The organism is Bradyrhizobium canariense (assembly GCF_018130465.1).
Classification (GTDB): domain Bacteria; phylum Pseudomonadota; class Alphaproteobacteria; order Rhizobiales; family Xanthobacteraceae; genus Bradyrhizobium; species Bradyrhizobium canariense_C.
Genome location: NZ_JAFCKJ010000008.1, coordinates 99495 through 123790, shown reverse-complemented (window position 1 = coordinate 123790; position 24296 = coordinate 99495). Strand labels below are relative to the sequence as shown.

The window sequence follows — 24296 nt, the reverse complement described above, 5'->3', positions numbered from 1 at the left end:
TGGCGGGAACCATGCGAGCTGGTATAAGAATAATTCCAGCCGGAGGAAGAGTAATGGCGATCAAATACGGGCGTCCGATCGAATTGCGCGAGGTCTCGCGCCCGGATGGCGCTGGCGCCTCCCCTGCCCTCGATCTGACCGTCCGCCCGCGCCGCAACCGCAAGGCCGAATGGGCCCGGCGCATGGTGCGCGAGAACGTGCTCACCACCGACGATCTGATCTGGCCGCTGTTCCTGATCGACGGCAACAACAAGCGCGAGCAGATCGCCTCGATGCCGGGCGTCGAGCGTCTCAGCGTCGACCAGGCCGTGCGCGACGCCGAGCGCGCGATGAAGCTCACCATCCCCTGCCTCGCGCTGTTTCCCTACACCGACCCGTCCCTGCGCGACGAGGAGGGCTCGGAAGCCACCAACCCGAACAATCTGGTCTGCCAGGCGGTGCGCGCGATCAAGAAGGAGTTTCCGGAGATCGGCATTCTCTGCGACGTCGCGCTCGATCCCTTCACCAGCCATGGCCATGACGGCCTGATCACCGAAGGCAAGATTCTGAACGACGAGACGGTCGCAGTGCTGGTGCGCCAGGCCCTGGTGCAGGCCGAAGCCGGCTGCGACATCATCGCGCCCTCCGACATGATGGACGGCCGCGTCGCCGCGATCCGCGCGGGACTGGATCACGCAGGACTCATCGACGTACAGATCATGGCCTATGCGGCCAAATACGCCTCTGCCTTCTACGGCCCGTTCCGCGACGCCATCGGCTCGGCCAAGACGCTCACCGGCGACAAGCGCACCTACCAGATGGACAGCGCCAACACCGACGAGGCGCTGCGCGAGGTCGAGCTCGACATCTCCGAGGGCGCCGACATGGTGATGGTCAAGCCCGGCATGCCCTATCTCGACGTCGTCCGCCGCGTGAAGGACACGTTCGCAATGCCGACCTTCGCCTATCAGGTGTCCGGCGAATACGCGATGATCGCGGCCGCCGCCAACAACGGCTGGCTCGACGGCGACCGCGCCATGATGGAGAGCCTGCTCGCGTTCAAGCGCGCCGGCGCCGACGGCGTGCTGAGCTATTTCGCGCCGAAGGCCGCGGAGAAGCTGCGGGCGCAGGGGTAATGTCGTCCCGGCGCAGGCCGGGCACATCTGTCTCTTTATCGTCGTCCTGGCGAAAGCCAGAACCCATACCGCGTGATCTAGCGAGAGCACGTGGTATCGATACCGGCGAACGTACCAACTTCCAGTCTTCGCCAAACTTCTCCCTGGGGTAATGGGTCCTGGCTTTCGCCAGGACGACGCGGAGGGTGTGGCATGCCGACACCGTTCCTCCCCGCCTCGCCCCGCCCCCGAATCGCCGGAATATTTCGGCTTGTTAATCTCGGCGCCCTTGGCACGCGGACTGCCTGTTCCCATGTCGTGCCACGGGAGTTTCCCTCGGGAGGACGGTCATGTCGTATTCGGACTCGGGCAATACCTGGCGCAATGACGGTGGGGCGCAGCCGCACGCTTACGATCCCTATCTGCACCCGGAACTGTTCCGCGGCGTTGCGACGCGGCGGGTGTTCGCCTTCCTGATCGACATGGTCGTGATCTCGGTGCCGGTGATCCTCGGCTACCTCTTCATCGCGGTGTTCGGCGTGGTCACGCTCGGCCTCGGCTGGGCGCTGTTCTGGCTGGCCTGGCCGGCCTCCGTGATCTGGGCCATCGTCTATTACGGCGCCTGCATCGGCGGTCCGTCGTCCGCGACCATCGGCATGCGCGTGATGGATCTGGAGTTGCGCACCTGGTACGGCGCGCCCGGCTATTTCGTGCTCGGCGCCACCCACGCCGTGCTGTTCTGGGTGACTTTCTCGTTCCTGTCGCCCTTTGTGGTCCTGATCGGGCTGTTCAACGGCCGCAGGCGCTTGCTGCACGATTTCGTGCTGGGAACGGTCGTGATCAACAATTCCGTTCGTGCGCCGGTGCCGCAGGCCGCGAGGACCTACTGATCAACCAACCTGGATCAAGAACCTATCAACCTGGACCCGCTAAGCTGACCGATCTGACCTGCCGAGTAGACCGATTGACCGGGGGCTTTCGTAGCGCGATGCTGATGCACACTTTGGAGGCCCACGACGTCCCTTGACCCAGCACTCGCGCGACACCCCCCAATTTTACCTGACGGCGCCCTCCCCCTGCCCGTATCTGCCGGGCCGGCACGAGCGCAAGGTGTTTACGCACCTCGTGGGAGAGCGCGCCGGTGACCTCAACGACCTCCTGACCCATGGCGGCTTCCGCCGCAGCCAGTCGATCGCCTACCGGCCGGCCTGCGACCAGTGTCGCGCCTGCGTCTCGGTCCGGGTGGTCGCCAACGAGTTCCGGCCATCCCGCAACTTCCGAAAAGTCATCGCGCGCAACGCCGACATCATCGGCGAGCAGCGCAGCGCGGTGCCGACCTCCGAGCAATATTCGGTGTTCCGCGCCTATCTCGATTCCCGTCACCGCCATGGCGGCATGGCCGACATGACCGTGCTCGACTACGCCATGATGGTCGAGGACAGCCACGTCGAAACCCGCATCATCGAGTACCGCAAGCGCGGTCCCGACAGCGGCATCACCGGCCGTGGCGAGGAGCTGATCGCGGTCGCGCTGACCGACGTGCTCAGCGACGGCCTGTCGATGGTCTATTCGTTCTTCGAGCCCGGCGAAGTCAGCCGCTCGATGGGCACCTTCATGATCCTCGACCACATCGCCCGCGCTCGCCGGCAAGGCCTGCCTTACGTCTATCTCGGCTACTGGATCGAAGGCTCGAAGAAGATGGACTACAAGGCCCGCTTCCTGCCGCAACAGCGCCTTGCGCCCTCAGGCTGGCTGCGCATCGACGCACAGGGCGACGCAACGTCCGAGCCGCAGGATTAGCTCTCCGTCATGCCACGCGAAGGCGGGGCATCCAGTACGCCGCGGCCTCTCGGTTAAATAACAACTGTCTCTGGAATACTGGATCGCCCGGCTAAACCGGGCGATGACAGCAATCGAGGTAACGTCATTACCCGAACAGCGTATCCGCAAGCAGCTTGAGATTCAAAACCACGATCACGCCCGCGACGATCCATGCGATCGCCGCGACCCATGCGGGGATCACGAACTGGCCCATCTTGCGGCGGTCGGAGACGAAGCGGACCAGCGGGATCACGGCGAACGGCAGCTGCATCGACAGCACGACCTGGCTGAACACCAGCAGATCCGCCGTGCCGCGCTCGCCATAGATCGCGGTGACGATGATCACCGGGATGATGGCGATGCCGCGCGTCAGCAACCGGCGCGCCCAGCTCGGCAGGCGCAGGTCGAGAAAGCCTTCCATCACGATCTGGCCGGCGAGCGTCGCCGTCACCGTCGAGTTGAGACCTGAAGCGAGCAGCGCCACCGCGAACAGGGTCGAGGCGATGCCGAGGCCGAGCAGCGGCGACAGCAGCTCGAAAGCCTGGCCGATCTCGGCGACGTCGGAATGGCCGCTCTTGTGGAAGGTCGCGGCGGCAACGACGAGGATCGCGGCATTGATGAACAGCGCCAGCATCAGGGCGATGGTCGAATCCGTTGTTGCCCATTTGATCGCCTCGCGCCGGCCCGTGTCGTTGCGCTCATAGGCGCGCGTCTGCACGATCGAGGAATGCAGATAGAGATTATGCGGCATCACGGTGGCGCCGATGATGCCGATCGCGATGTAGAGCATCTCGGGGTTGGTGAAGATCTCGGTCTTCGGCACAAATCCCCTCAGCATCTCGGCAACCGGCGGCGCGGCCGCGGCAAGCTGGACCGTGAAGCAGACTGCGATCACGACGAGCAGTGCGATGACGAAGGCTTCGAGGAAACGGAAGCCACGATTCATCAGGATGAGCAGCAAAAAGGCATCCAGCGCAGCGATCAGCGCGCCGCCGATCAGGGGAATGCCGAACAGCAGTTTTAGGGCGATCGCCGTGCCGATGACTTCGGCGAGATCGCAGGCGATGATCGCCGCCTCGCAGGCGAGCCACAGCACGAAGTTCACCGCCGGCGAATAGGTCGCGCGGCACGCCTGCGCGAGGTCGCGGTCGGTGACGATGCCGAGCCGTGCCGCCAGCGATTGCAGCAGGATCGCCATCAAGTTCGAGAGCAGGATGACAGAGAGCAGCGTGTAGCCGAACTTGGACCCGCCGGCGAGGTCGGTCGCCCAATTGCCGGGGTCCATGTAACCCACCGAGACCAGATAGCCCGGGCCGACGAAGGCGAGCAGGCGCCGCCACCACGCCCCCGCGATGGGGAGTGCGACCGTGGCATTCACCTCGGCCAGGCTCTTGGTGGTCGGCGCGTCGGAGCGCCAGCCGGCGGCGTCTCGGGTCAGATCGGGAGAGCGAGCATCCATGGGGCGAGAATACCGAAGTCGAGCCTTATTGCAACTCATTTGCAACTGCATCTAGCCAAAAGGGTTCCCATTGGGCCGTTATTTGTCGCCCTGTCGGGAAGCGGGTGGGTTTGGCCGTCTTCGGAGGCGGATACTGGCGCCAACTCGACTTTGCAGGAAATGAGCCATGTCAAATCCCCCGCGCCTCCCCGAGACATTCAGCCGCCTCGCCTGGTCCAACCTGGCGGCACAGTCGGCCGAACAGATCGCGCTGGCCGCGGCCCCTATCGTCGCGGTGCTGACGCTCGGCGTCGCCGAAGGCCAGACCGGCCTGCTCCAGACCGCGCTGACCCTGCCCTTCGTCCTCTTCGCCATCCCGGCCGGTTTGCTGGCCGACCGCATCTCCCGCCGTTCGCTGATGGCGGGCGCCGAGGCGCTGCGGGCCGTGGCCCTTGCAGCGATCGTGCTGCTGCTCGCGCTCGGCGCGCTCAATCTGCCGCTGCTGGCGCTGCTTGGCTTTGCCGCCGTGTGCGGCACCGTCGTCTACAGCGTGGCCGCGCCGGCACTGGTGCCCTCGCTGGTGAGTTCGGACCTGTTGCCGGCGGCCAATGCGCGGATCGAGCTCGCACGCACCATCGCCTTCGCCAGCGGCCCTGCGCTCGGCGGCGCGCTGGTGGGGTGGTGGGGCGCGAGCCCGGCCTTCGGCTTTGCAGCCGCGCTGTCCGCTATCGCCGTCGTGCTGCTCTCCGGCATCTACGAGCCCGCCCGCTCGCCGGCACCGCGGCGGCATCCGTTCCAGGACATCCGCGAGGGCGCGGCCTTCGTGTTTCACCACCCGCTGCTGCGGCCGGTGTTCATTACCCAGTTCATCTTCAACACCGGATGGTTCCTGCAGATCGCGGTGTTCGTGCCTTACGCAGTACGTCACCTCGGCCTGACCGCCGCCGGCATCGGCACGGTGCTGACCATGTACGGCGTCGGCATGGTGATCGGCGCGCTGTTCGCCACGCGCGTGATGAAGCGCATCGCGTTCGGCACGGTTGTCGGCCTCGGCCCCGTCACCGGCTTCGTCGCCGCTATGGTGATGGCGCTGACGGTGCTGGTCCCCTCACCCTGGCTTGCGGCCTTGAGCTTCTTCCTGCTCGGCGTCGGGCCGATCCTGTGGGTGATCTCGACCACGACGCTGCGCCAGTCGGTGACACCGCCGCGCCTCTTGGGCCGCGTCTCCGCCATCAACATCATGAGCTACGGCGCGCGCCCGGTCGGCTCGGCACTCGGTGCGATCGTCGGCGGCATCTGGAGCGCGGAAGCGTGCCTCTATCTCGCCGCGGCCGTGTTCGGCGTGCAAGCGCTGGTCATTTGGCTCTCGCCCGCGGTGACGCTGGATCGGCAGCCGAACATGGTGGGCGATGAGGCGGCGGCGCGGTGTTAGGCAATTTCTCTGGCGTCGTCCTGGCGAAAGCCAGGACCCATTACCCCAGGCAGAAGTTTGGCAAAAGTCGCCAACTACGAGTCTTCGAAAAACTACAGTCGGTGATTATGGGTCCTGGCTTTCGCCAGGACGACATTGGAGGAAGCAGCCGGGCCTAATTCGCCAGATACCGCTCGTAACTCCCCGTCACCGGCTCGCTGGCGTCGACCTCCGGATCGAGCGTGTAGAGATCCTGCGCGCGGCCGATGCCACGGAGCGCGTAGCGGCCGGTGGAGACGAGGTAGCGGCGGCCGGCGGCGTCCAAGCCCTTGTAGAACTCCGCCGAGGCTAACAGCTCGCGGTCGACCGAGCGGCTCATCGAGGCGATCCGGCTGACCTCGTTCACGGTCGGACCCACCACGGTGAAATCGAGCCGGTCTTCGCTGCCGATATTGCCGTAAAAGACCTCGCCGACATGCAGGCCGATATAGGCCGACGTGATCGGACGGCCACCGGCCGCCCGGCGCGCGTTCAGCGCCGCGACGTTCTTGCGGGAGAGGTGCTCAGCGCGCAGCGCCGCGCGCCGCGCACGCGCCATGTCTTCACCGGTGAACATCGCGAGCACGCCGTCGCCGATCAGCTTCAACACGTCACCGCCCGCATCGTGGATGGCGTCGATCACGGCCTGTGCATAGTCGTTGAGGAACGGGATGATCTCATCAGGACTGATGCTCTCGCTGATCCCGGTCGAGCCGCGCAGATCCGAATACCAGAGCACGGCGTTGATGCGCTCGGTGACGCCGCGCGAGATGCGCCCGCCCAGCACCTGCTCGGAGGCGCCGCGGCCGAGATAGACCCGCCCCAGCGTGCGCGCGATGTCGACCTGCTGCGCCGACTTGATCGCAAGCCCCAGCACCGGCACGAGATCGCGCAGCGCCTCGAGCTCGCTCTCGGCGAAGCCGCTGTCGCGGCGCGTGGTCCAGCAGGAATAGAGGCAGTCCATCAGGCCAAGCGCGCCATTCTCACCGAAGCGGTGCACGAAGGCGAGATAGTGCTTGTGGCCCTTTTCGGCGAGTTCGCCGATCTGGGAAAAATCCATCGACGGCGCGTCGGCGAGATCGATCACCCTCTCGTCGTCGCCATGCTCGAGCATGTGGAAGAAAACCGAGCGGCGCCAGCTTTTGGCCGCGTCGCCTTCGGCGGTCGAACCGTATTCGAACGCGTCGCTCTCGTTGCTCTGCCGGTCGCTCCAGCGGAAGCCGCGACCCTCGTAGATCGGATGCAGCGTGTCGATCACGACGAGCCCGCGCGAGAGTTCCAGTCCTTCGGCGCGGCAGCGCTCGCAGAACCCGCGGAGCAGTTCGTTTTCGGGCAGGCCCGTGAGCCCCTGGCCGGTCAGCCAGTTCATCAGCGCGAGGCGGGAGGTCAATTGCATGCGCCATTATGCCGTGCATTCGTGACGAGCGAAAGGCGCAAGCCACGCGCTGGCCGTGCGCAAGGCTCGCGTCCCTTGCAGATCGAACATGCCGCGGCCGCGGTTGACGCACTCGCCGCGCGAGCGGCAAATGCCGGCGATGATGATTTTATCGGCCAGAATCGGACGCACGCGCGGATGAGCCAGCGCCAGCTTCCGATCATCCTGGCGCTCGGTACCACGCAGACCCTGGCCTGGGCCTCGAGCTACTATCTGCCGGCGCTGCTCGCCGATCCCATGGCGCGCGACCTCGGGGTCTCCTCCAACTGGATCTTTGGCGCGTTCTCGGCCTCGCTGGTGATCTCGGCGCTGCTCGGCCCGCGCATCGGGCGACAGATCGATCTCGTCGGCGGCCGGCAGGTCCTCTCGGTTTCGAACCTGACGATCGCCGCCGGCCTCATCCTGCTCGGCCTCTCGCAATCGGTGGCGGTGATGGCGATTGCCTGGCTCGTGCTCGGCATCGGCATGGCGATGGGGCTCTATGATGCCGCCTTCGCCGCGCTCGGCCGCATCTACGGCACCGAGGCCCGCAGGCCGATCACCGGCATCACGCTGATGGCGGGCTTTGCATCGACCGTCGGCTGGCCGCTCACCGCCTGGGGCCTCGCCCATATCGGCTGGCGCGACACCTGCTTCGCCTGGGCCGCGGCCAACATCCTGATCGGACTGCCGCTCAACTTCTTCTTGCTGCCGACGATCAAGGGCGCCAAGCAGGCTACGGCGACGGCGGAGAAGCCGCACCTTCCGCTCGACCGCACCATGGTGCTGCTCGCCTTCATCTTCGCCGCAGTCTGGACCGTCACCGGCGCGATGGCCGCGCATTTCCCGCGCATCCTGGAGACAACCGGCGCGACGCCGGTCGAGGCGATCGCAGCCGGTGCGCTGATCGGCCCCGCGCAAGTGGCCGCACGCGTTCTGGAAGCGGGCTTCCTCAGCCGCTTTCATCCGCTGTGGTCGACGCGGCTCGCCTGCCTCACCCACCCGATCGGCGCGGTGGTCGTGGCGATCTTCGGCGGCGCCGCCGCCAGCGCGTTTGCGCTGTTCCACGGCTCCGGCAACGGCATCCTGACCATCGCGCGCGGCACGCTGCCGCTGTCGATCTTCGGCCCCAAGGATTTCGGCTATCGCCTCGGCGTCATCGGCGCGCCGGCACGGATGGCGCAGGCGGTGGCGCCGCTGGCCTTCGGCCTGCTCATCGACGTCATGGGAGCCAAGGTGCTGATCGTCTCCTCCGCGCTCAGCCTCTCGGCACTGGCCGCGCTGTTCCTGATCCGCGCGCAACCGCGGCCGGATTGACCGGGCCGGAGCTTTCGCGCACAAGCGGAGCATGAGCGAAGACACGGGCCCGCCCCGCACATTCAAAGGTCTCTTGCGTTGGGCGACCACGCCGCCGCAGGCTTGGGGCGTCTATCTCCTCGCCATCATCCTTGTCTGGCTGATCTCCTTCTACGCCGGCACGCTGAAGCCGAAGAAGACGCCGGAAGCGAGCCCGCCGCCGGTCGCGGCACCGCGCAACTAAGCCGTCTTCGCTTCGCCGGTCGCAATCCAGATGCCGGCGAATACAGCGACCAGCCCGATCAGCAGATTTGGCGTGATCGGCTCGCCGATCAGCAGCGCGGCGAGCAAGGTGGCCGCGATCGGGTTGACCGTCATCGTATTGGCGACCCGGGTCGGCGTCGCGCGCGCCAGCGCCATGACCCAGAGGATGAAGGCGAGCGCACCGCCGCCAATGCCCAGATAAATGCCGGCAATCCACTGCCCCATCGTGAAGTGATCAAGCGCGGCGAAGCTGCCCTTCACGAAACCCGCCAGCACCAGCACGGCGGCGCCCGCACCCATGCCGACCGTGAGAAACCCGAGCGGGCTGGAGCGCTGCATCAGCGGCCGCGACAGCACGTTGTAGAACGCCATGCAGAACACGGCGCCGGTCATGATCAGCTCGCCGCGCCAGGCCCCGGGCGGGCTTTGCGCCAGGCCGGCGGCCAGCGCCGCCGCCACGCCGAGCACCGCGATGCCGACACCGATGACCTTGCGCGCCGTCAGCCGCTCGACGCCGAGGATCGCGCCGACCACCATGGTGTGGAGCGGCAGCGTCGCCAGCGCGAGACTGGCGCGCGCGGCGGTCGTGTAGGATACCGCGATGTTGTAGAGGATGAAGAACAGGCCGAAAAAGCAGATGCCGAGAAGCGCCACGGCCGGCCAGTCAGCCCGCTGCGGCCAACGCACGCCGAGCAGGAGCGCGCACGGCAGGAGGCAGAGAAAGCCGATCCCCCAGCGCAGGATCGCGAGCAGGATCGGATCGGCGCCGCCGACCAGATAGCGGGTGATCGCCGCGGCAGTGCCGCCGAGGCTGCTCGACGCCAGCGCGATCGCAACCCCGGCCCACTCCCCCACAATCGTCTCCCGTCACGGAGCTTTGCGCGGCGCCTTAGCACGATGCTGCTGCCACCGTCATGGCAACAGCTCGGCGCGAACGTCAGTCGTAAAACTCCGGCGACATCTTCTGGCTGTCGCGCTGGACCTTGTCGTGGTTGATCCAGAGCTGCGCCTTCTCCTTGCCGAGCGTGTCGGCGATCTTCTGCATCGAGGCCGCGCTCTGGTCCTTGTTGGCGTTCATGCTGGGCACACGGCGGTTGTCCCAATTATCCCTAAAGTGCACGGCATCACCCGACAGCACGACGGCGCCGGTCTTCGGCAGCTTCACCAGCAGCGATTGGTGCCCCGGCGTATGGCCGGGCGTCGACAGGATGGTCACGCTGCCGTCGCCGAACACGTCCTTGTCGCCCGCGAGCAGCTCGACCGGGTGCGAGGGCTTGAATCGCGGCTCGTTGTTGGCGCCGGGCCAGTCATACTCGGCCTTCTGCACGTAGAGCGTGGCCTGCGGGAACAGCTCGACATTGCCGGTGTGGTCGGGATGCGTGTGCGAGACGGCCATCGTCTTGACGTCATCCGGCTTGAGGCCGAGCTGTTCGAGCTGGGCGGCAAGCGTCTTCGGCCGGCGCCAGGTCACGGCCTTGGGATCGGCGGGCACCAGGCCGTTCGGCATCGCGGCGACCGCGTCGGCGATGCCGGTGTCCCACAGGAACCAGCCCTTGGCGTGCTTGATGAGATAGCAGCTGTCGACGAAGTCCATCGTCTTGCCCTCGTTCAGGCCAGGCGTCCAGCGCGAGATGTCGCCGGCGGTGCCCTCGCCGCAATTGAGGACGTAGAGCTTCTCGACACCGGTCTTTTCGGACTGCGCCAGCGCCGCATGACCGGACAGAACGAGTGCAGCGACGGCGAGAGCGAGCTTGATCCTTTTGATTCTTTTGATTCTTGGCATCATTCGTTCCTCCCTTGCAGCCATATCGACTGCGATGTCGGCTGTAACCGAGGATCAACCCCGGCCAGCTCGCAGAATTCCCGCCAAGCCATCGTCAGTGCGGGCAGGCTCAATGTGGGCAGGCTCAATGCGGGCAGGTCTCGACCTCGACCGTGACGTGGCTCAGCCCCTTCAGCCCGGCGAGCCGCCTCTTGTAGACGGACGGCTGCTTCGGCTGGTCCGACACCACCGAGAGCAGCACGGCGCAATGGCCCGGGCCGACCTGCCACAGATGCAGATCGGTGACGCGGTCGTCGCCGATCTCCATGCGCGCCCGGATCACACGTTCCAGCTTCTCGTCGGCGCGCACGTCGAGCAGCACCGCGCCTGATGTCTTGATCAGACCAAACGTCCAGCTTGCGATCACCGCACTGCCGATCAGGCCGACGGCCGGATCGGCCCAGACCCATCCCGAATACATCGCGGCCACGAGCGCGGCGATTGCCAGCACCGAGGTCGCCGCGTCCGCCATGACATGGACGTAGGCCGCGCGGAGATTGTTGTCGTGATGATGGTGGTGGTGATGATCATGGTCGTGATCATCATGCGCATGGCCGTGATGATGGTGATCGTGGCTGTCGCGCAGCAGCCACGCGCTGGCGAGATTAACGCACAGGCCGAGGGCGGCGACCACGATCGCCTCGCCATAGACGATCGGCACCGGCGTGATCAGCCGCAGCACGCTCTCATAGGCGATTTCGACCGCGATCAGGCCGAGGATGATCGCGCTGGCGAAGGCGGCGAGATCGCCGAATTTGCCGGTGCCGAAGCTGAAATGCGAGCTCCCCAGGTGCCGCCGCGCAAAGCGATACGCGAACGCGGCAATCCCCAGCGCCGCCGCATGCGTGCCCATGTGCCAGCCGTCGGCGAGCAGCGCCATCGAGCCGAACAGCGAGCCGGCGACGATCTCGCCGACCATCATGACCAGCGTCAGGATGACGACGAGCCAGGTGCGCCGCTCGTTCTGGTCGTGCTTGTCGCCCAGAAAGGCGTGGTCATGGGTCCATTGTTCGATGGAATGGGAATGCATCGAGAATTCTCCGGAAGGTCTGGTCCGTTGACCCGCAATATAGACCCGCGGGGTCCTCGGACAAAATCGGCGAAACGAGCCGATTGACAGGTCGGGGCCGTTTCGGTGTAATGAAGTTCATGGGGATTTGAGCGATCTCCCCACGAGGCGACATGCCCAAGTATCGCGTCCCGTTGTTTTTCACGAGGGCGCATCATGTCTTCCTACACGACGATATCACCTGAAAAAATGGCACGGTTGATCGGCACGGCGAATGCTCCTGTCCTGATCGACGTGCGCACCGACGAGGATTTTGCCGCGGACCGGCGGCTGATCCCGGGTTCGATCAAGCTCAGCCACGACAATGTTCCGGAATGGGGCGGCGAATTCGCCGGCCGCACGGCGATCGTCTCCTGCCTGCGCGGCGCCAAGCTCGCGCAGGGCACGGCGGCCTGGCTCAGGCAGCTTGGAGTCCAGGCCGAGACGCTGGAAGGCGGTTTCGAGGGCTGGAAGGACGCAAAGCTGCCGCTGCTCGACACAAGCAAGCTGCCGCCGCGCGACGCCAAGGGACGCACCGTCTGGGTGACCCGGGCGCGGCCCAAGGTCGACCGCATCGCCTGCCCCTGGCTGATCCGCCGCTTCGTCGATCCCAATGCGGTATTCCTGTTCGTGGCACCTGCCGAAGTGGTCGCTGTCGGCGAGCGATTCAACGCAGCCCCCTTCGACATCGAGAACGTGTTCTGGAGCCATCGCGGCGAGCTCTGCACCTTCGACGTGATGATCGAGGAGTTCGGGATTGCGGCGCCCGCGCTGCTCCGGCTGGCAACGCTGGTGCGCGGCGCCGACACCGCGCGACCCGACCTCGCGCCGGAGGCCCCCGGCCTGCTCGCGGCTTCGCTCGGGCTGTCGCGGATGTATGATGACGACCTCGAACAGCTCGAAGCCGGCATGCTGCTCTACGACGCGTTCTATCGCTGGTGCCGCGACGCTACGTCTGAGACCCACAACTGGCCGACCAACAAGGCGAAGGCGTAATGGATACCCGTAACGTTCAAGCAGAAGCTGATGCCGGTCACGGCATCAGCTTCAATGAAGCTTTCCGCGTCTGGCTCCGCGTCGCCTGCCTGAGCTTTGGCGGGCCTGCGGGCCAGATCGCGGTGATGCACCGCATCCTGGTCGAGGAAAAGAACTGGATCTCCGAAGGCCGCTTCCTCCACGCGCTGAACTACTGCATGCTCTTGCCGGGACCGGAGGCGCAGCAGCTCGCGACCTATATCGGCTGGCTGATGCACCGCACCGCCGGCGGGCTGATGGCGGGCGGGCTGTTCATCCTGCCCGGCATCATCGCCATCATGGGCCTGAGCTACATCTACGCCGCCTACGGCAATGTCAGCTTCGTCGAGGCGCTGTTCTTCGGGTTGAAGGCCGCCGTGCTCGCCATCGTCGTCGAGGCCGTGGTGCGCGTCGGCAAGCGAGCCTTGAAGAACCGCATCATGATTGCGCTCGCCGCGATTGCCTTCGTCGCGATCTTTTTCTTCGCCGTCCCCTTCCCCATCATCATCATCGCCGCAGGCATCATCGGCTATGCGGGCGCGAGAAGCGGCCGTCCGGAGTTCGCGCCGGCCGGTCACGGCCATGGCGGCAACAGCGCCGTGATCGACAGCATGCTCGGCGACGCCGTGCCCGATCATGTCCGACCCGATACGGGCCGCGCAATCCGCGTCGGCGCACTGTGGCTAGCGCTCTGGCTGGTGCCGGTGATCGCGCTGTTGCTCGCGCTTGGACAAGACAATGTCTTCAGTCACATCGCGCTGTTCTTCTCAAAAATGGCGCTGGTCACCTTCGGCGGCGCCTATGCGGTGCTGGCCTATGTCGCCCAGCAGGCAGTCGAACACTATCACTGGCTGAAGCCGCACGAGATGCTCGACGGTCTCGGCATGGCCGAAACCACGCCCGGCCCGCTGATCATGGTGCTCCAGTTCGTGGGCTTCATGGCCGCCTATCGCGATCCAAGCGGCCTGTCGCCGATGCTAGCTGCGACGCTCGGCGGATTGCTCGCGACCTGGGTCACCTTCACGCCCTGCTTCCTCTGGATTTTTGTGGGCGCGCCCTATATCGAGCGGCTGCGCGGCAACACGGGACTCGCCGGCGCATTGAGCGCCATCACGGCTGCGGTGGTCGGCGTGATCCTCAACCTCTCGATCTGGTTCGCGCTGCACACGCTGTTCCGCGAGACCGTGCCGGTGCACGCCTTCCCCTTTGCCTTCGACATGCCGGTGCTGACGAGCGTCGATGTACCGGCGCTCGTGCTGTCGATCGCGGCGGCAACCGCGATCTTCCGCTTCAAGCTCGGGATGCTGACGGTGCTGGCCGGCAGTTGCGCCGCGGGCGTGGCACTGCGGCTGGCGGGGGTGATCTAAAGGGTGGAATTTCCCTGGCGCACGGACCTGCGGGTGCCAGCCGGCGCCCGGCCTTCCCTGCGCCCTTGTCTTGATGAGGGCGTGAGACGGAGAGTAAACCTCGGGCAAACATGCCGCGAGAAGGCGATGACGTGTCTGCTGTTTGAAATGTGAATTGGGGAGCGATGGCCTCGCCGCTGGCTCCGTCATTGCGAGCGAAGCGAAGCAATCCAGACTGTCTCTGCGGAAAGATTCTGGATTGCTTCGCTCCGCTCGCAATGACGAGGAGAGAGCCGAGCACCACACCATCACCCCTCCCTGAGGAGATGGGTGGGTTTTGACGCGGTAGAACTACCTCATCATCATCCGCGCAATGGCTTCCCCGATCACCACCGTCGTGAAGTGGGTGTTGGCCCGGCAATCCGACGGCATGATCGAGGCGTCAGCGACGCGTAAGCCCGCGACGCCCTTCACCGTGCCATCGGGATTGACCACGCCATCGGCATCCCCAACGCCGCTCATGCGGCAGCTGCCGGCGGCATGCTGGATGTCTCCGGTTTCACGGCGCAGCAGCGCATCGAACTCCTGATCCGGCAGTGCCGCAGCCTGCGCCAGCGTCAGGTCGGTGTCGGTCAGCCTGATCCAGTCGGCGATGCCTGATAGCGCCGGCTGGGCCGTGATCACGGCCAGGCGTTTCACTGCATCCTTCATGCGCAGCATGTCGCGGGGATCGGCCAGCATGTTTTCCTCGACGACCGGATCGATCGCGGGGTCGGTTGAAGCCAGTTTTAGCGTTCCACGAGAATACGCGTTGAACAGCCCCGCCCCAATCGCCCCAGGCACGCCGATGCCGCGATGGTTGAAGGCGATCAGGATCATGTCCCGTTTGCCGCCGTCGGCGAGTCCCGACGAGTAGGTCACGCAGCAATTGGTATGACGCGTATCCGGATCGGTCGGCCGCAGGTTTTCGTTGAGCTGGATCGTGGCGCGAAACAGCGGGTGGTCGAAGAAGTGCTTGCCGACCGGCAGGTCGCGCTCGACCGCGATCCCCATCGCCTTCAGTTCATCCGCAGGTCCAATGCCCGAGCGCAGCAGGATCGCCGGACTGTGGATGGCACCGGCGCACAGCACGATCTGGCGCGCGCTGATCTCGCTGGTGCCCTGCCCCTCGATGTGAACACGGAGACCGGTCGCCCGGCCGTCGCTGATCAGCACGCGATCGACCAGCGCATGTCCGCGAATTTCCAGATTGGCGCGGCCGCGCGCGGGCTCCAGATAACCCTCGTTGGTGGTGATGCGGCGGCTGTCGCGGCTGTTGATGGGATAACAAGCGACGCCCTCGCCGTCGGGACCATTGACGTCGGCGCACCAGGGATAGCCGCTCGCCAGCGCCGCATCGCGCAAGCCGCGATCGATCGGCCCCCATTTTTCCGGAGGCGCCCGATAGACCGGCAGCGGTCCGCCGCGTCCGTGGCCGGCGGCGTCGCCGAATTCCAGATCATCCTCGATCACCGAGAACAACGGCATGACGTCCTTGGGCGACCAGCCGGTGCAGCCATTGGCGGCCCATTCGTCGAACGCATCGGCGACGCCGCGGATGGCGATCTGGCCGTTCATCATCGAGGAGCCGCCGAGCCCCTTGCCGCGCCAGTAGAAGCGCGGCTCCTGCCCCGCCACACGGCGCGTCAGAAGATCAGGCCATTGCCATTTCTCCTGGTACTCGCGCTTGTGGATGATCGGGATGGGATTTGGCGTCATCACTTCCCAAGGCGCCTCGTCGGCGCGCCAGTCCAGACCCGCTTCGAGCAGCAGGACGCGCCGCGCGGGATCTTCCGAGAGCCGTGCCGCAACAGCGGCGCCGGCCGAGCCGCCGCCGACAACAATGACATCGTACATGGCGCTACTTCTCAACATTCCAGAAAACCGGGATGGCGGACGGTATCAGACCGCGCAAGGTGGCGCGATAGGCGGCAGGCTGGGCGAATTGGCCCCACGGAATCGCGGGTGCCTGATCGTACATCACGGTCTGGATCTCGCCTGCGATCTTCTTGCGATCCTCCTCGGCGGGCGCCTTGGCAAAGGCCTCCATCAGCGGCGTGATGCGCGCATCGCACTGCCAGCCGGTGAAGTCGGCGCAGTTGAAGGCAACCATCACGTTGGTCAGCGGCGAGCCGAGGTCAAAACCGCCGGCGTGAACGCCATAGACGCTCCAGCCCTCCTTCTTGGCGCGGCGCGCCAGCACGCTGGCCCAGTCCATCACCTGGAGGTCGACATTGAAGCCGGCCTGCTTCAACCGCTCCGCCAGCACCTGCGCGGACACGCGCGGGGCTTCGAGATCGTTGGCCTCCATGACGACGACCGGCTCGCCGGCATATTTCGTTGCCTTCAGCGCGGCCTTCGCTGCTTCGATCGACGGCTTGGCGGCGGCTTCCGTGCCGGCCTTGCTGTCATAGGTGGTGCCGCAGGTGAAGTACGTCGCGCAAGGCGCCGCGTATTTGGCGTCCAGGCCGAGTGCGTCCAGCACCTCGCGCTGATCGACCAGCTTCCACAGCACCCGCCTGATCGCGGGATCGTCGAACGGCTTTGATGCGGCGTTGAGGCGATAGGCGCCCGCGAACATGTTGCCGCCGGTGAAATTGACGAGCTTGACCCGTGCGTTCTTTTCCATGGTCGGCAGCAGATCGAACGGTGCGTATTGCATGAAATCGACTTCGCCGGCCTGCAGCGCGGAGGCCGCGGTCGCACCATCCGGAATGACGCGGATCTCGAGCGTATCGAGGTTGACGCGCTTGCCGCCGGCGAGGAAGTCGGCGGGCTCGGGACGCGGCACATAGTCGACGAACTTCTTCAGGATCATGCGATCGCCGGTGCGGTGATCGGCCTTGCTGTAGACGAACGGGCCGGAGCCGACGATCTCGGTGATGCGCTGGTCGCCCGGTGTTTTCGCAATGCGCTCGGGCATCATGAAGGCGACCGGGCTGACGGGATTGCCGAGCGCGTCGATGACCAGGCCGGACGGCTCCTTCAGCGTCAGCACGAAGGTTTTTGCGTCCGTCGGCTCGAGCGACGCCGTGATCGCGAAGATGCGGCGGCCGAGCGCACTGCGGGTGCCCCAGCGGCGCAGCGAAGCCACGCAATCGGCCGCCGTGACCGGCTGGCCGTCATGCCACTTCAAGCCGTCGCGCAGCGTGAAGCTGTAGGTCAGGCCATCAGGCGAGACCTTCCAGTCCTGCACCATCTGCGGCTTGATCTCGCCCTTGGAGTCCTTCGCAAACAGCGTGTCGAACACCATGTAGCCAAACGTGCGCGAAATATAGGCCGTGGAGAAATGCGGATCGAGCGTGACGATTTCCGCCTCGAGCACCGCGACGAGGTTGCCTGCCGCATGCGCCGGCGGCACGACAAGCACGAGCCCGAGCAGCGCCGGAATGAAAGCCTTCAGTTTGGACATTGGTGCCTTTTGCCTGTTGACGAGCTGTTTGCTGTCGCCAGGAAAAGGCAATGTTCGTGCCCGTTCGAGGAAGGCACTTATGCGCTCACGGCTATCTGCCGCGCGTTTGCGCACCACACCCTCGCTGTCATCGCCCGGCTTGACCGGGCGATCTAGTACGCCGTGGCGCGTGAGTTCGAACCGAGAAGCCGCAGCCTACTGGATGCCCCGGTCAAGCCGGGGCATGACAGCTGTCGTGTGGCGACGGCCTGCGGACTACTCGATCACCTTGCCGAACTTGTTCGACTTCGGGAATCCCTTCGGCGGCAGACGACCGGCGTCGGCGCGGGTGCCTTTCCACTCGGCGAGCTCTTTCATCGTCGCGGAGAATTCGCGTCCCGCGGAGTCTTTCCAGGTCAGGCCCGCCTTGGCGTCGAACACGGCAATGTCGGAAAGGCCGCCGTCCTTGTACTTCTGCAGACGCACGCCGCGGCCGCGGGCCATCTCCGGCACCTGGTCGAGCGGGAACACCAGCATCTTGCGGTTCTCGCCGATGACCGCGACGGTGTCGCCGAGCACTTCGGTGACTGTGCGCGCCTCGTTCGGCATATCGACGTTGAGGACCTGCTTGCCCTTCTTGGTGGTGCCGACGCAATCGTCCTCGTTGACGACAAAGCCCTGGCCCTCGTGGCTCGCGACCAGGAATTTGCGTCCGCCCTTGTTGACGAACAGCACGACCGGAGCCGCCTCCGGCTCGAGGTCGATGAACTGGCGGATCGGCTCGCCGTGGCCGCGTCCGCCCGGAAGCTTGGCGACATCGAGCGAGTAGAACTTGCCGTTGGTGGCGAACAGCAGCAGCTTCGAGGTCGTTTCCGCGAAGAACGCGAACCCGAGCTTGTCGTCCTGCTTGAAGGCCAGCCCCGAGAGATCCTCAACATGGCCCTTGAGGGTGCGGATCCAGCCCTTGTCGGAGACGACGACGGTCACCGGCTCGCGCTCGACCAGGGCCTCCTCGATCGCGGCGAGATCGTGCTCCGGCGCATCGGCAAAAGTGGTGCGGCGCTTGCCGAGCGGGGTCTTCGGTCCGAACATGTCGCGGACCTTGCCGACCTGCTCGGCGACCTTCTTCCACTGCTCGGGCTCGGAGGCGAGGATCGCGTTGATGCCCTTGAGCTCGTTGCGAAGGTTCTTGTCCTCGGTGCGGATTTCCATCTCTTCGAGCTTGCGCAAGCGACGCAGCCGCATGTCAAGGATGGCCTCGGCCTGTACCTCGGTCAGCTTGAATGTCTTCATCAGAACCGGCTTCGGTTCGTCTTCGGTGCGGATGATCCTGATCACCTCGTCGATGTTCAGGAACGCGATCAGATAGCCACCGAGGACCTCGAGCCGGTTCTCGATCTGCGTCTTGCGGTAGTTGCTGCGCCGAAGCAGCACATCGCGCAGATGGTCGAGCCATTCGCGCAGACACTCCGCGAGTCCCACCACCTTGGGGACGCGGCCCTTGATCAGCACGTTCAGGTTCAGCGGAATCTTGTTTTCCAGCTCCGTCAGCCGGAACAGCGATTCCATCATCAGCGCCGGATCGACGTTCTTCGACTTCGGCTCGATCACGATACGGACGTCTTCGGCCGACTCGTCCCTGATGTCGCCGACCAGCGGCAGCTTCTTCTGGTCCAGCAGTTCGGCGATCTTCTCGATCAGGCGCGACTTCTGCACCAGGAAGGGTATCTCGGTGACGACGACGACCCAGGTGCCGCGTGTGCCCTCTTCCTGCTCCCATCGGGAGCGGACGCGGAACGAGCCGCGGCCAGTGGTGTAGGCTTCAGCGATCGCCTGCTTGGAATCGACGCAGATGCCGCCGGTCGGGAAATCCGGCCCCTTGACCCATTTCAGCAGCGCCTTGGATTTCGCGTCGGGCTTCTCGATCAGATGCAGCGCGGCGTCGCAGAGCTCGGCGGCGTTGTGCGGCGGGATCGAGGTCGCCATGCCGACCGCGATGCCCTGCGCACCGTTGGCGAGCAGGTTCGGGAAGCCGCCGGGCAGCACGACGGGCTCTTTCGACTGGCCGTCATAGTTGGGACGGAATTCGACGCCGTCCTCGTCGATGCCCTCGAGCAGAAGCCGCGCGACGTCGGTCATGCGTGCTTCGGTGTAGCGGTAGGCGGCGGGGTTATCGCCGTCGATATTGCCGAAATTGCCCTGACCGTCGACCAGCGGGTAGCGCGAGGAGAAATCCTGCGCGAGACGCACCATGGCGTCGTAGATCGCCTGGTCGCCGTGCGGATGGAACGAGCCCATCACGTCGCCGACGATTTTTGCGGATTTCTTGAAACTGGTGCCGGGGTCGAGCCGGAGCAGGCGCATGCCGTAGAGGATGCGCCTGTGCACCGGCTTCAGGCCGTCGCGGGCATCCGGCAGCGCGCGATGCATGATGGTGGAGAGCGCGTACGCAAGATAGCGCTCTTCCAGCGCCTCACGCAGCGGCACCTCGTGAATTTCGGCCGGTTCCTCCGGCGGAATCAATCGTTTTCCCATGCCGCCCGGTTAAACCGTGGAAGCGAATCGGGCAAGGATGGATTGGTTCCCTGTGGGCGGCTACTGCCCGGCCCAACCGGCGGTCACGGTCGATTGGGTCTTGGCCTGCGCCGTCACCGGCGCATTGGTCAGGCAGCGCCGGGCCGTCTCGATCTCGACCTCCGTCGCGCCCTTGGACCGGGCCCATGCCTCTGCTGCTGCAGCCGAATATTTGGCCACATAGAATCTGACGACGGTGCAGGAGGCACGGCGAAAGACGCCCGGCTGCTCACCCGCGAGGGCGTCCGGCGCCAGCGCGATCAGCGCCGCCGATATCACAAGTCCCTTGATCAGCATGAGGCTATCCCCGAATTGGAACCCCGAGGGCAAGTCCAGGAAACCCGGTTTTGTTCCGGCGACGGCTGACCCATTGGGGCAATGCTGAGCCGCGCCAGGCTCATGGCGCGGGAATCGCGGCCTTCGCCTGCTGTCGCGTCAGCGCGTTGATGAAGCCTGCCCGCGCGTCGGAATGGCCCTGCCCGCGCGGCTCCAGCACGTGGCGCAGCAGGAACAGGCCGGTCAGTCGAAAACCGTCCTGGAGATCCTCGTCGGTGAGGTCGCTGTGCACCTCGCCCTGGCGCAGGAACGGCGGCAGCCGCAACAGGCGGTCGCGCCACGGTTCGCCCGCCCCGCGTGACACCGCCCCGCCGGACTTCGGCGAGACATAGATCAGGTCGGTGGTCTCTCCGGTCACCGCGCAGTTTTCCAGCGCCAGCCCGAAACCGAGCTCGGCGAGCATCGCCAGCTCGAAATGGATCAGGTGCACGGCGGCGCTGCCGATGTCGTCGAAATCGTCCAGCGAATGTTCGAGCAGCGCCAAGAGGCTTTCGTGCGGATCGCGCTCCGGCAGCAACCGCGCAATCGAGGCGAGATGGGTGATGCCGTAGACGCCGTGGGATGATCCCAGCAGCGTCGCCGCCCGCAGCTTGAGGCCTTCGATGGCATAGGTGCCGAGATGCTCGTCGAGCCGCGCCCGCCACACCACGCCGAGGCTGTTGCCGGGCTGCAGCAGCGGCCGCATCCGCGAGCCGGCGCCGCCGCGGACGAGACCGAGATGGCGGCCGTGCGCGCGGGTCAGCAGCTCGACGATGGCGCTGCTCTCGCCATGCCGCCGCACCCCCAGTACGATGCCTTCGTCGGTCCATTCCATGGGTGAAGTCTAGCGGATTCCGGTCTTCAATCGTAGGGCGGATTAGTTAGCCGAAGGCGTAATCCGCCAATCGCGCGTGCGCTCCCGGATGGTGGATTACGCTCCGCTATCCACCCTACGCAGCCTCAGGCGTTGAACCAGCCCTGCGCGTCGCCGCGGAACGAGAAAGACAATCCCATCGCCGTCAGCACGCAGGAGACGATCTCGATGGCGCTGTCGAGCTCCATGCCCTTCTCGCCGATGATCTGGCCGAGCGAGATCACCGACAGCACGAGCGCTGCCGCCAGCACCCAGCGCGGCCAGTTCTTGCGCCAGCGCGCGGCGAGCCAGACGAAATAGACCAGCAGCAGGATCATGCCGCCGGCGAGCAGCGTCGCCGTCATGATCATCTGCTCGGTCATCTCGGCATTGGGCGTGCGGTCCTGCACCGCAACTGACAGCGCATCCAGCATCAACGACGCATAGAGCAGCGCTTCGAAGCGCCGGACGTTCGTGGGCACGCTCATCGGATACCGATCTATTCTTGCTTATTCTTTGGGAAATTCCAGGCCCATCTCGCGATAGCGATCGGGATCGTCGCTCCAGTTCTCGCGCACCTTGACGAACAGGAACAGGTGCACCGGCACGCCCAGGATCTCGCCGATCTCCTTGCGCGAGTCCGCGCCGATCGACTTGATGGTGGCGCCGCCCGCGCCGAGCACGATCTTGCGCTGGCTTTCGCGCTCGACGAAAATCGTCTGCTCGATCCGCACCGACTTGTCCTTGCGCTCCTCCCACTTGTCGGTCTCGACGGTGGACTGGTAGGGCAATTCCTGGTGCAGCTTGCGAAAGATCTTCTCGCGCGTGATCTCGGCCGCAAGCTGCCGCATCGGCGCGTCCGACATCTGGTCTTCGGGATAGAGGAACGGCCCCGGCGGCACGATCTCGGCCAGTGTATGCCGGAGGTCGTCGACGCCGTCGCCGGAGATCGCCGCGATCATGAAGGTCTTTGCGAAGGCCATGCGCTCGTTGGCAGCCTGCGCCAGCGCCAGCAGCTTCTCGCGCTGGACCAGGTCGACCTTGTTGATGACCAAAATCTTCTCGTGCTTGACGCTGGCGACCTTGGTGAGGATCGCCTCGGCTTCCTCGTCGATGCCGGCCTTGGCGTCCAGCAGCACGCAGACGAGGTCGGCGTCATGCGCGCCGCTCCAGGCGGTCGAGACCATGGCGCGGTCGAGCCGGCGCTTGGGCAGGAAGATGCCGGGCGTGTCGACCAGGATGATCTGCGCGTTGTTCTCGATCACGATGCCGCGGATCAGCGCGCGCGTGGTCTGCACCTTGCGCGAGACGATCGTGACCTTGGCCCCGACCAGCGCATTGACCAGCGTGGATTTGCCGACGTTCGGCGCGCCGATCAGCGCGACGAAGCCGCAGCGCGTAGCAGTGGGCGCCTCGCCGCTTGCTTCAACCGTCATTGCCGCCGCCAACGCCCTCACGTTCGATCATCACTGAAGCTGCCACCTTCTCTGCCGCGCGCTTGCTGCCGCCGATGCCTTCCGCCGGAGCGAGTCCCGGAAGATCGACCGCGACGCGGAATTGCGGATCGTGATGCGGGCCGGTGCGCTCGACCTCGCGATAGACCGGCGTCGGCAATCCCTTGCCCTGCGCCCATTCCTGGAGAACGGTCTTGGGATCGCGCAACGGACGCCGCGGCTTGTGCATGCGCTCGGTCCAGTTGCGCTTGACGAAATCGGCCGCCGCCGCGTAGCCGCCGTCGAGGAAGACGGCGCCGATCACGGCCTCGCAGATGTCGCCGAGCACGCTCTTGCGCAGGCGCGCGTCGGCGCTGGGGCCGACCGAGCCGAGCTTGATGTCGTCGAGCAGACCGAGCGACTTGGCGACATCGGCGCAGCTCTCCTTGCGCACCAGTTCGGCAAGTCGCTTGGACATCTCGCCTTCGTCGGCGTTCGGGAACGCGTGATAGAGCATGTCGGAGACGACGAGCCCGAGCACGTGGTCGCCGAGGAATTCCAGCCGCTGATAGCTGTCGCCGCGCTTGCGCCCGGACTTCAGCGCGGAGACATGCGTGATGCCTTGCATCAAGAGGTTCGGATCGGCAAAGCTGTAGCCGATGCGTGCCTCGAGCCCCGCGTTCGCATCCGAGCCCCTGGCCTTGCTGCTCCGCACCCGCTTCTTCTTTGCGGGCGTCTTGGTCTCGAGGGTCTTGGTCTCAAGGGTCTTGGTCTCAAGGCTCTTGGTCGCAGCTTCGCCGTCGGGGCCCGCTTGCGCCTCGGTCGGCAGGGTCGCGATGTCCTTGGCTTCGTCTTTCATCGGACGATTTTGAAAAAGCGATTCCAGCGCACCGCCCACGGCCAGCGCCAGAACATCCAGGCATGCTCGCCTTCGGCGATCGAGAAGAAGATCATCTGGGCGCGCCCGATCAAATTCTCCTGCGGCACGTAGCCGACCTGGCCGAGAAAGCGGCTGTCGGTGGAGTTGTCGCGGTTGTCGCCCATCATGAAGAAGTGGCCGGTCGGCACGGTGTAGACGTTGGTGTTGTCCACGTAGCCGTTGTCGGCGCAGTCCAGCGTCTCGTAGGACACGCCGTTCGGCAGCGTTTCCTTCCAGCGCTTCACCCGGGAGACGCCGCCACCTTCGGAGCCGCAGGGGTCCTCGCCGACAAATTCGCTCATGCGCTGACGCTCGACCGGCGTGTCGTTGATGTAGAGCAGCCCGTCCCGCATCTGGATGTGATCGCCGGGAAGGCCGATCACGCGCTTGATGTAGTCGGTGGAATCGTCCTTCGGCAGCCGGAATACGACGATGTCGCCGCGGTTCGGGTCCGAGCCCCAGATCCGCCCCGAGAACAGCGGCGGCGAGAACGGGATCGAGTAGTGGCTATAGCCGTAGGAATATTTCGAGACGAACAGATAGTCGCCGACCAGCAGTGTCGCCTTCATCGAGCCGGATGGGATGTTGAACGGCTGGAACAGGAAGGTGCGGATCACCAGCGCGATCAGGAGAGCGTGGATCACGACCCGGATCGTTTCGCCGACGCCGCTCTCAGTTTTCGTTCCTGAAGTCACGCTCATTGCTCTCTCAATTCCGGCCGGCGGTCATAGCGCGCCCCCCTCCCGCGAACAGCCTGTCGGTTCG

22 protein-coding genes are annotated in these 24296 nt (G+C 65.5%); 8 read left to right on the top strand and 14 right to left on the bottom strand.

What is annotated here, in order from left to right:
- Positions 1-53 precede the first annotated feature (53 nt).
- The 3 genes from hemB to JQ591_RS21580 all read left to right on the top strand — a co-directional run bounded on the left by hemB (position 54) and on the right by JQ591_RS21580 (position 2894).
- Positions 54-1115, top strand: a complete 1062-nt coding sequence (hemB, locus tag JQ591_RS21590) for a porphobilinogen synthase (RefSeq protein ID WP_211398007.1) — start codon at positions 54-56, stop codon at positions 1113-1115.
- A gap of 329 nt (positions 1116-1444) precedes the next feature.
- The gene (locus JQ591_RS21585; protein WP_211398006.1) at positions 1445-1984 is read left to right on the top strand and encodes an RDD family protein; all 540 of its coding nucleotides are present in this window, start codon (positions 1445-1447) and stop codon (positions 1982-1984) included.
- A gap of 133 nt (positions 1985-2117) precedes the next feature.
- Positions 2118-2894 carry an arginyltransferase gene (locus tag JQ591_RS21580; RefSeq protein WP_211398005.1) on the top strand — a complete coding sequence of 259 codons (777 nt, stop codon included), beginning with the start codon at positions 2118-2120 and terminating at the stop codon, positions 2892-2894.
- Between the two features lie 127 nt (positions 2895-3021).
- Here the strand turns inward: JQ591_RS21580 and JQ591_RS21575 are convergent, their stop codons facing one another.
- Positions 3022-4374, bottom strand: coding sequence for an Nramp family divalent metal transporter (locus JQ591_RS21575; RefSeq protein ID WP_211398004.1), 1353 nt, complete (start codon positions 4372-4374; stop codon positions 3022-3024).
- 166 nt (positions 4375-4540) lie between these two features.
- On the opposite strand from JQ591_RS21575, the gene JQ591_RS21570 reads away from it, so the two are divergent.
- Positions 4541-5785 (top strand): MFS transporter, encoded by a 1245-nt coding sequence (locus JQ591_RS21570; RefSeq protein ID WP_211398003.1) that lies wholly within the window; start codon positions 4541-4543, stop codon positions 5783-5785.
- Positions 5786-5939: 154 nt separating this feature from the next.
- Here the strand turns inward: JQ591_RS21570 and JQ591_RS21565 are convergent, their stop codons facing one another.
- Positions 5940-7199 carry an adenylate/guanylate cyclase domain-containing protein gene (locus JQ591_RS21565; RefSeq protein ID WP_211398002.1) on the bottom strand — a complete coding sequence of 420 codons (1260 nt, stop codon included), beginning with the start codon at positions 7197-7199 and terminating at the stop codon, positions 5940-5942.
- 177 nt (positions 7200-7376) lie between these two features.
- Between JQ591_RS21565 and JQ591_RS21560 the strand changes: the two genes are divergently transcribed.
- Together JQ591_RS21560 and JQ591_RS21555 are read left to right on the top strand one after the other, a co-directional pair.
- Positions 7377-8534, top strand: coding sequence for an MFS transporter (locus tag JQ591_RS21560; protein ID WP_211398200.1), 1158 nt, complete (start codon positions 7377-7379; stop codon positions 8532-8534).
- Positions 8535-8565: 31 nt separating this feature from the next.
- Positions 8566-8757 carry a hypothetical protein gene (locus tag JQ591_RS21555; RefSeq protein ID WP_211398001.1) on the top strand — a complete coding sequence of 64 codons (192 nt, stop codon included), beginning with the start codon at positions 8566-8568 and terminating at the stop codon, positions 8755-8757.
- On the opposite strand, the gene JQ591_RS21550 is transcribed toward JQ591_RS21555, so the two are convergent.
- The 3 genes from JQ591_RS21550 to dmeF form a co-directional block, all read right to left on the bottom strand.
- Complete coding sequence (locus tag JQ591_RS21550; RefSeq protein ID WP_211398000.1) at positions 8754-9632, bottom strand: DMT family transporter; 879 nt, start codon at positions 9630-9632, stop codon at positions 8754-8756. The two genes, JQ591_RS21555 and JQ591_RS21550, sit on opposite strands and share 4 nt — an antisense overlap.
- Before the next feature lie 82 nt (positions 9633-9714).
- Positions 9715-10560, bottom strand: a complete 846-nt coding sequence (locus JQ591_RS21545) for an N-acyl homoserine lactonase family protein (RefSeq protein ID WP_433995210.1) — start codon at positions 10558-10560, stop codon at positions 9715-9717.
- A 124-nt stretch (positions 10561-10684) separates the two neighbouring features.
- Entirely contained in the window at positions 10685-11629 is a 945-nt protein-coding gene (gene dmeF / locus JQ591_RS21540) for a CDF family Co(II)/Ni(II) efflux transporter DmeF (protein ID WP_211397998.1), read from the bottom strand.
- Positions 11630-11824: 195 nt separating this feature from the next.
- Here dmeF and JQ591_RS21535 point away from each other — a divergent pair, with 195 nt between their 5' ends.
- The gene (locus JQ591_RS21535; RefSeq protein WP_211397997.1) at positions 11825-12643 is read left to right on the top strand and encodes a chromate resistance protein ChrB domain-containing protein; all 819 of its coding nucleotides are present in this window, start codon (positions 11825-11827) and stop codon (positions 12641-12643) included.
- Positions 12643-14028 carry a chromate efflux transporter gene (gene chrA, locus JQ591_RS21530; protein WP_211397996.1) on the top strand — a complete coding sequence of 462 codons (1386 nt, stop codon included), beginning with the start codon at positions 12643-12645 and terminating at the stop codon, positions 14026-14028. The genes JQ591_RS21535 and chrA overlap by 1 nt, the downstream gene beginning before the upstream one ends.
- A 330-nt stretch (positions 14029-14358) precedes the next feature.
- Here chrA and JQ591_RS21525 read toward each other — a convergent pair whose 3' ends face one another.
- From JQ591_RS21525 to lepB, 9 genes are all read right to left on the bottom strand, one after another.
- A complete protein-coding gene (locus JQ591_RS21525) occupies positions 14359-15903 on the bottom strand; it encodes a GMC family oxidoreductase (RefSeq protein WP_211397995.1) in 1545 nt (514 codons plus the stop codon).
- Between the two features lie 4 nt (positions 15904-15907).
- Positions 15908-17458 carry an ABC transporter substrate-binding protein gene (locus tag JQ591_RS21520; protein WP_211397994.1) on the bottom strand — a complete coding sequence of 517 codons (1551 nt, stop codon included), beginning with the start codon at positions 17456-17458 and terminating at the stop codon, positions 15908-15910.
- 255 nt (positions 17459-17713) lie between these two features.
- Positions 17714-19972, bottom strand: a complete 2259-nt coding sequence (parC, locus tag JQ591_RS21515) for a DNA topoisomerase IV subunit A (RefSeq protein WP_211397993.1) — start codon at positions 19970-19972, stop codon at positions 17714-17716.
- A gap of 60 nt (positions 19973-20032) precedes the next feature.
- A complete protein-coding gene (locus tag JQ591_RS21510) occupies positions 20033-20308 on the bottom strand; it encodes a hypothetical protein (RefSeq protein ID WP_211397992.1) in 276 nt (91 codons plus the stop codon).
- 100 nt (positions 20309-20408) lie between these two features.
- Complete coding sequence (gene recO / locus JQ591_RS21505) at positions 20409-21161, bottom strand: DNA repair protein RecO (protein WP_211397991.1); 753 nt, start codon at positions 21159-21161, stop codon at positions 20409-20411.
- A gap of 125 nt (positions 21162-21286) precedes the next feature.
- Positions 21287-21667: a hypothetical protein gene (locus JQ591_RS21500; RefSeq protein WP_211397990.1), complete on the bottom strand. Its 381-nt coding sequence runs from the start codon at positions 21665-21667 to the stop codon at positions 21287-21289.
- Between the two features lie 21 nt (positions 21668-21688).
- Entirely contained in the window at positions 21689-22615 is a 927-nt protein-coding gene (gene era, locus JQ591_RS21495; RefSeq protein ID WP_007611165.1) for a GTPase Era, read from the bottom strand.
- Positions 22605-23471 carry a ribonuclease III gene (rnc, locus tag JQ591_RS21490; protein WP_211397989.1) on the bottom strand — a complete coding sequence of 289 codons (867 nt, stop codon included), beginning with the start codon at positions 23469-23471 and terminating at the stop codon, positions 22605-22607. Before rnc ends, era begins: the two co-directional genes overlap by 11 nt.
- Positions 23468-24232, bottom strand: a complete 765-nt coding sequence (gene lepB / locus JQ591_RS21485) for a signal peptidase I (protein ID WP_211397988.1) — start codon at positions 24230-24232, stop codon at positions 23468-23470. The genes rnc and lepB overlap by 4 nt, the downstream gene beginning before the upstream one ends.
- Positions 24233-24296: the final 64 nt, after the last annotated feature.

Bases quoted from the DNA above. Each gene is read 5' to 3' on its own strand.
- hemB (WP_211398007.1), top strand. From the start codon at position 54: ATGGCGATCAAATACGGGCGTCCGATCGAATTGCGCGAGGTCTCGCGC.
- JQ591_RS21585 (WP_211398006.1), top strand. From the start codon at position 1,445: ATGTCGTATTCGGACTCGGGCAATACCTGGCGCAATGACGGTGGGGCG.
- JQ591_RS21575 (WP_211398004.1), bottom strand. From the start codon at position 4,374: ATGGATGCTCGCTCTCCCGATCTGACCCGAGACGCCGCCGGCTGGCGC.
- JQ591_RS21570 (WP_211398003.1), top strand. From the start codon at position 4,541: ATGTCAAATCCCCCGCGCCTCCCCGAGACATTCAGCCGCCTCGCCTGG.
- JQ591_RS21565 (WP_211398002.1), bottom strand. From the start codon at position 7,199: ATGCAATTGACCTCCCGCCTCGCGCTGATGAACTGGCTGACCGGCCAG.
- JQ591_RS21560 (WP_211398200.1), top strand. From the start codon at position 7,377: ATGAGCCAGCGCCAGCTTCCGATCATCCTGGCGCTCGGTACCACGCAG.
- JQ591_RS21555 (WP_211398001.1), top strand. From the start codon at position 8,566: ATGAGCGAAGACACGGGCCCGCCCCGCACATTCAAAGGTCTCTTGCGT.
- JQ591_RS21545 (WP_433995210.1), bottom strand. From the start codon at position 10,560: ATGCCAAGAATCAAAAGAATCAAAAGGATCAAGCTCGCTCTCGCCGTC.
- dmeF (WP_211397998.1), bottom strand. From the start codon at position 11,629: ATGCATTCCCATTCCATCGAACAATGGACCCATGACCACGCCTTTCTG.
- JQ591_RS21535 (WP_211397997.1), top strand. From the start codon at position 11,825: ATGTCTTCCTACACGACGATATCACCTGAAAAAATGGCACGGTTGATC.
- chrA (WP_211397996.1), top strand. From the start codon at position 12,643: ATGGATACCCGTAACGTTCAAGCAGAAGCTGATGCCGGTCACGGCATC.
- JQ591_RS21525 (WP_211397995.1), bottom strand. From the start codon at position 15,903: ATGTACGATGTCATTGTTGTCGGCGGCGGCTCGGCCGGCGCCGCTGTT.
- JQ591_RS21520 (WP_211397994.1), bottom strand. From the start codon at position 17,458: ATGTCCAAACTGAAGGCTTTCATTCCGGCGCTGCTCGGGCTCGTGCTT.
- parC (WP_211397993.1), bottom strand. From the start codon at position 19,972: ATGGGAAAACGATTGATTCCGCCGGAGGAACCGGCCGAAATTCACGAG.
- JQ591_RS21510 (WP_211397992.1), bottom strand. From the start codon at position 20,308: ATGCTGATCAAGGGACTTGTGATATCGGCGGCGCTGATCGCGCTGGCG.
- recO (WP_211397991.1), bottom strand. From the start codon at position 21,161: ATGGAATGGACCGACGAAGGCATCGTACTGGGGGTGCGGCGGCATGGC.
- JQ591_RS21500 (WP_211397990.1), bottom strand. From the start codon at position 21,667: ATGAGCGTGCCCACGAACGTCCGGCGCTTCGAAGCGCTGCTCTATGCG.
- era (WP_007611165.1), bottom strand. From the start codon at position 22,615: ATGACGGTTGAAGCAAGCGGCGAGGCGCCCACTGCTACGCGCTGCGGC.
- rnc (WP_211397989.1), bottom strand. From the start codon at position 23,471: ATGAAAGACGAAGCCAAGGACATCGCGACCCTGCCGACCGAGGCGCAA.
- lepB (WP_211397988.1), bottom strand. From the start codon at position 24,232: ATGAGCGTGACTTCAGGAACGAAAACTGAGAGCGGCGTCGGCGAAACG.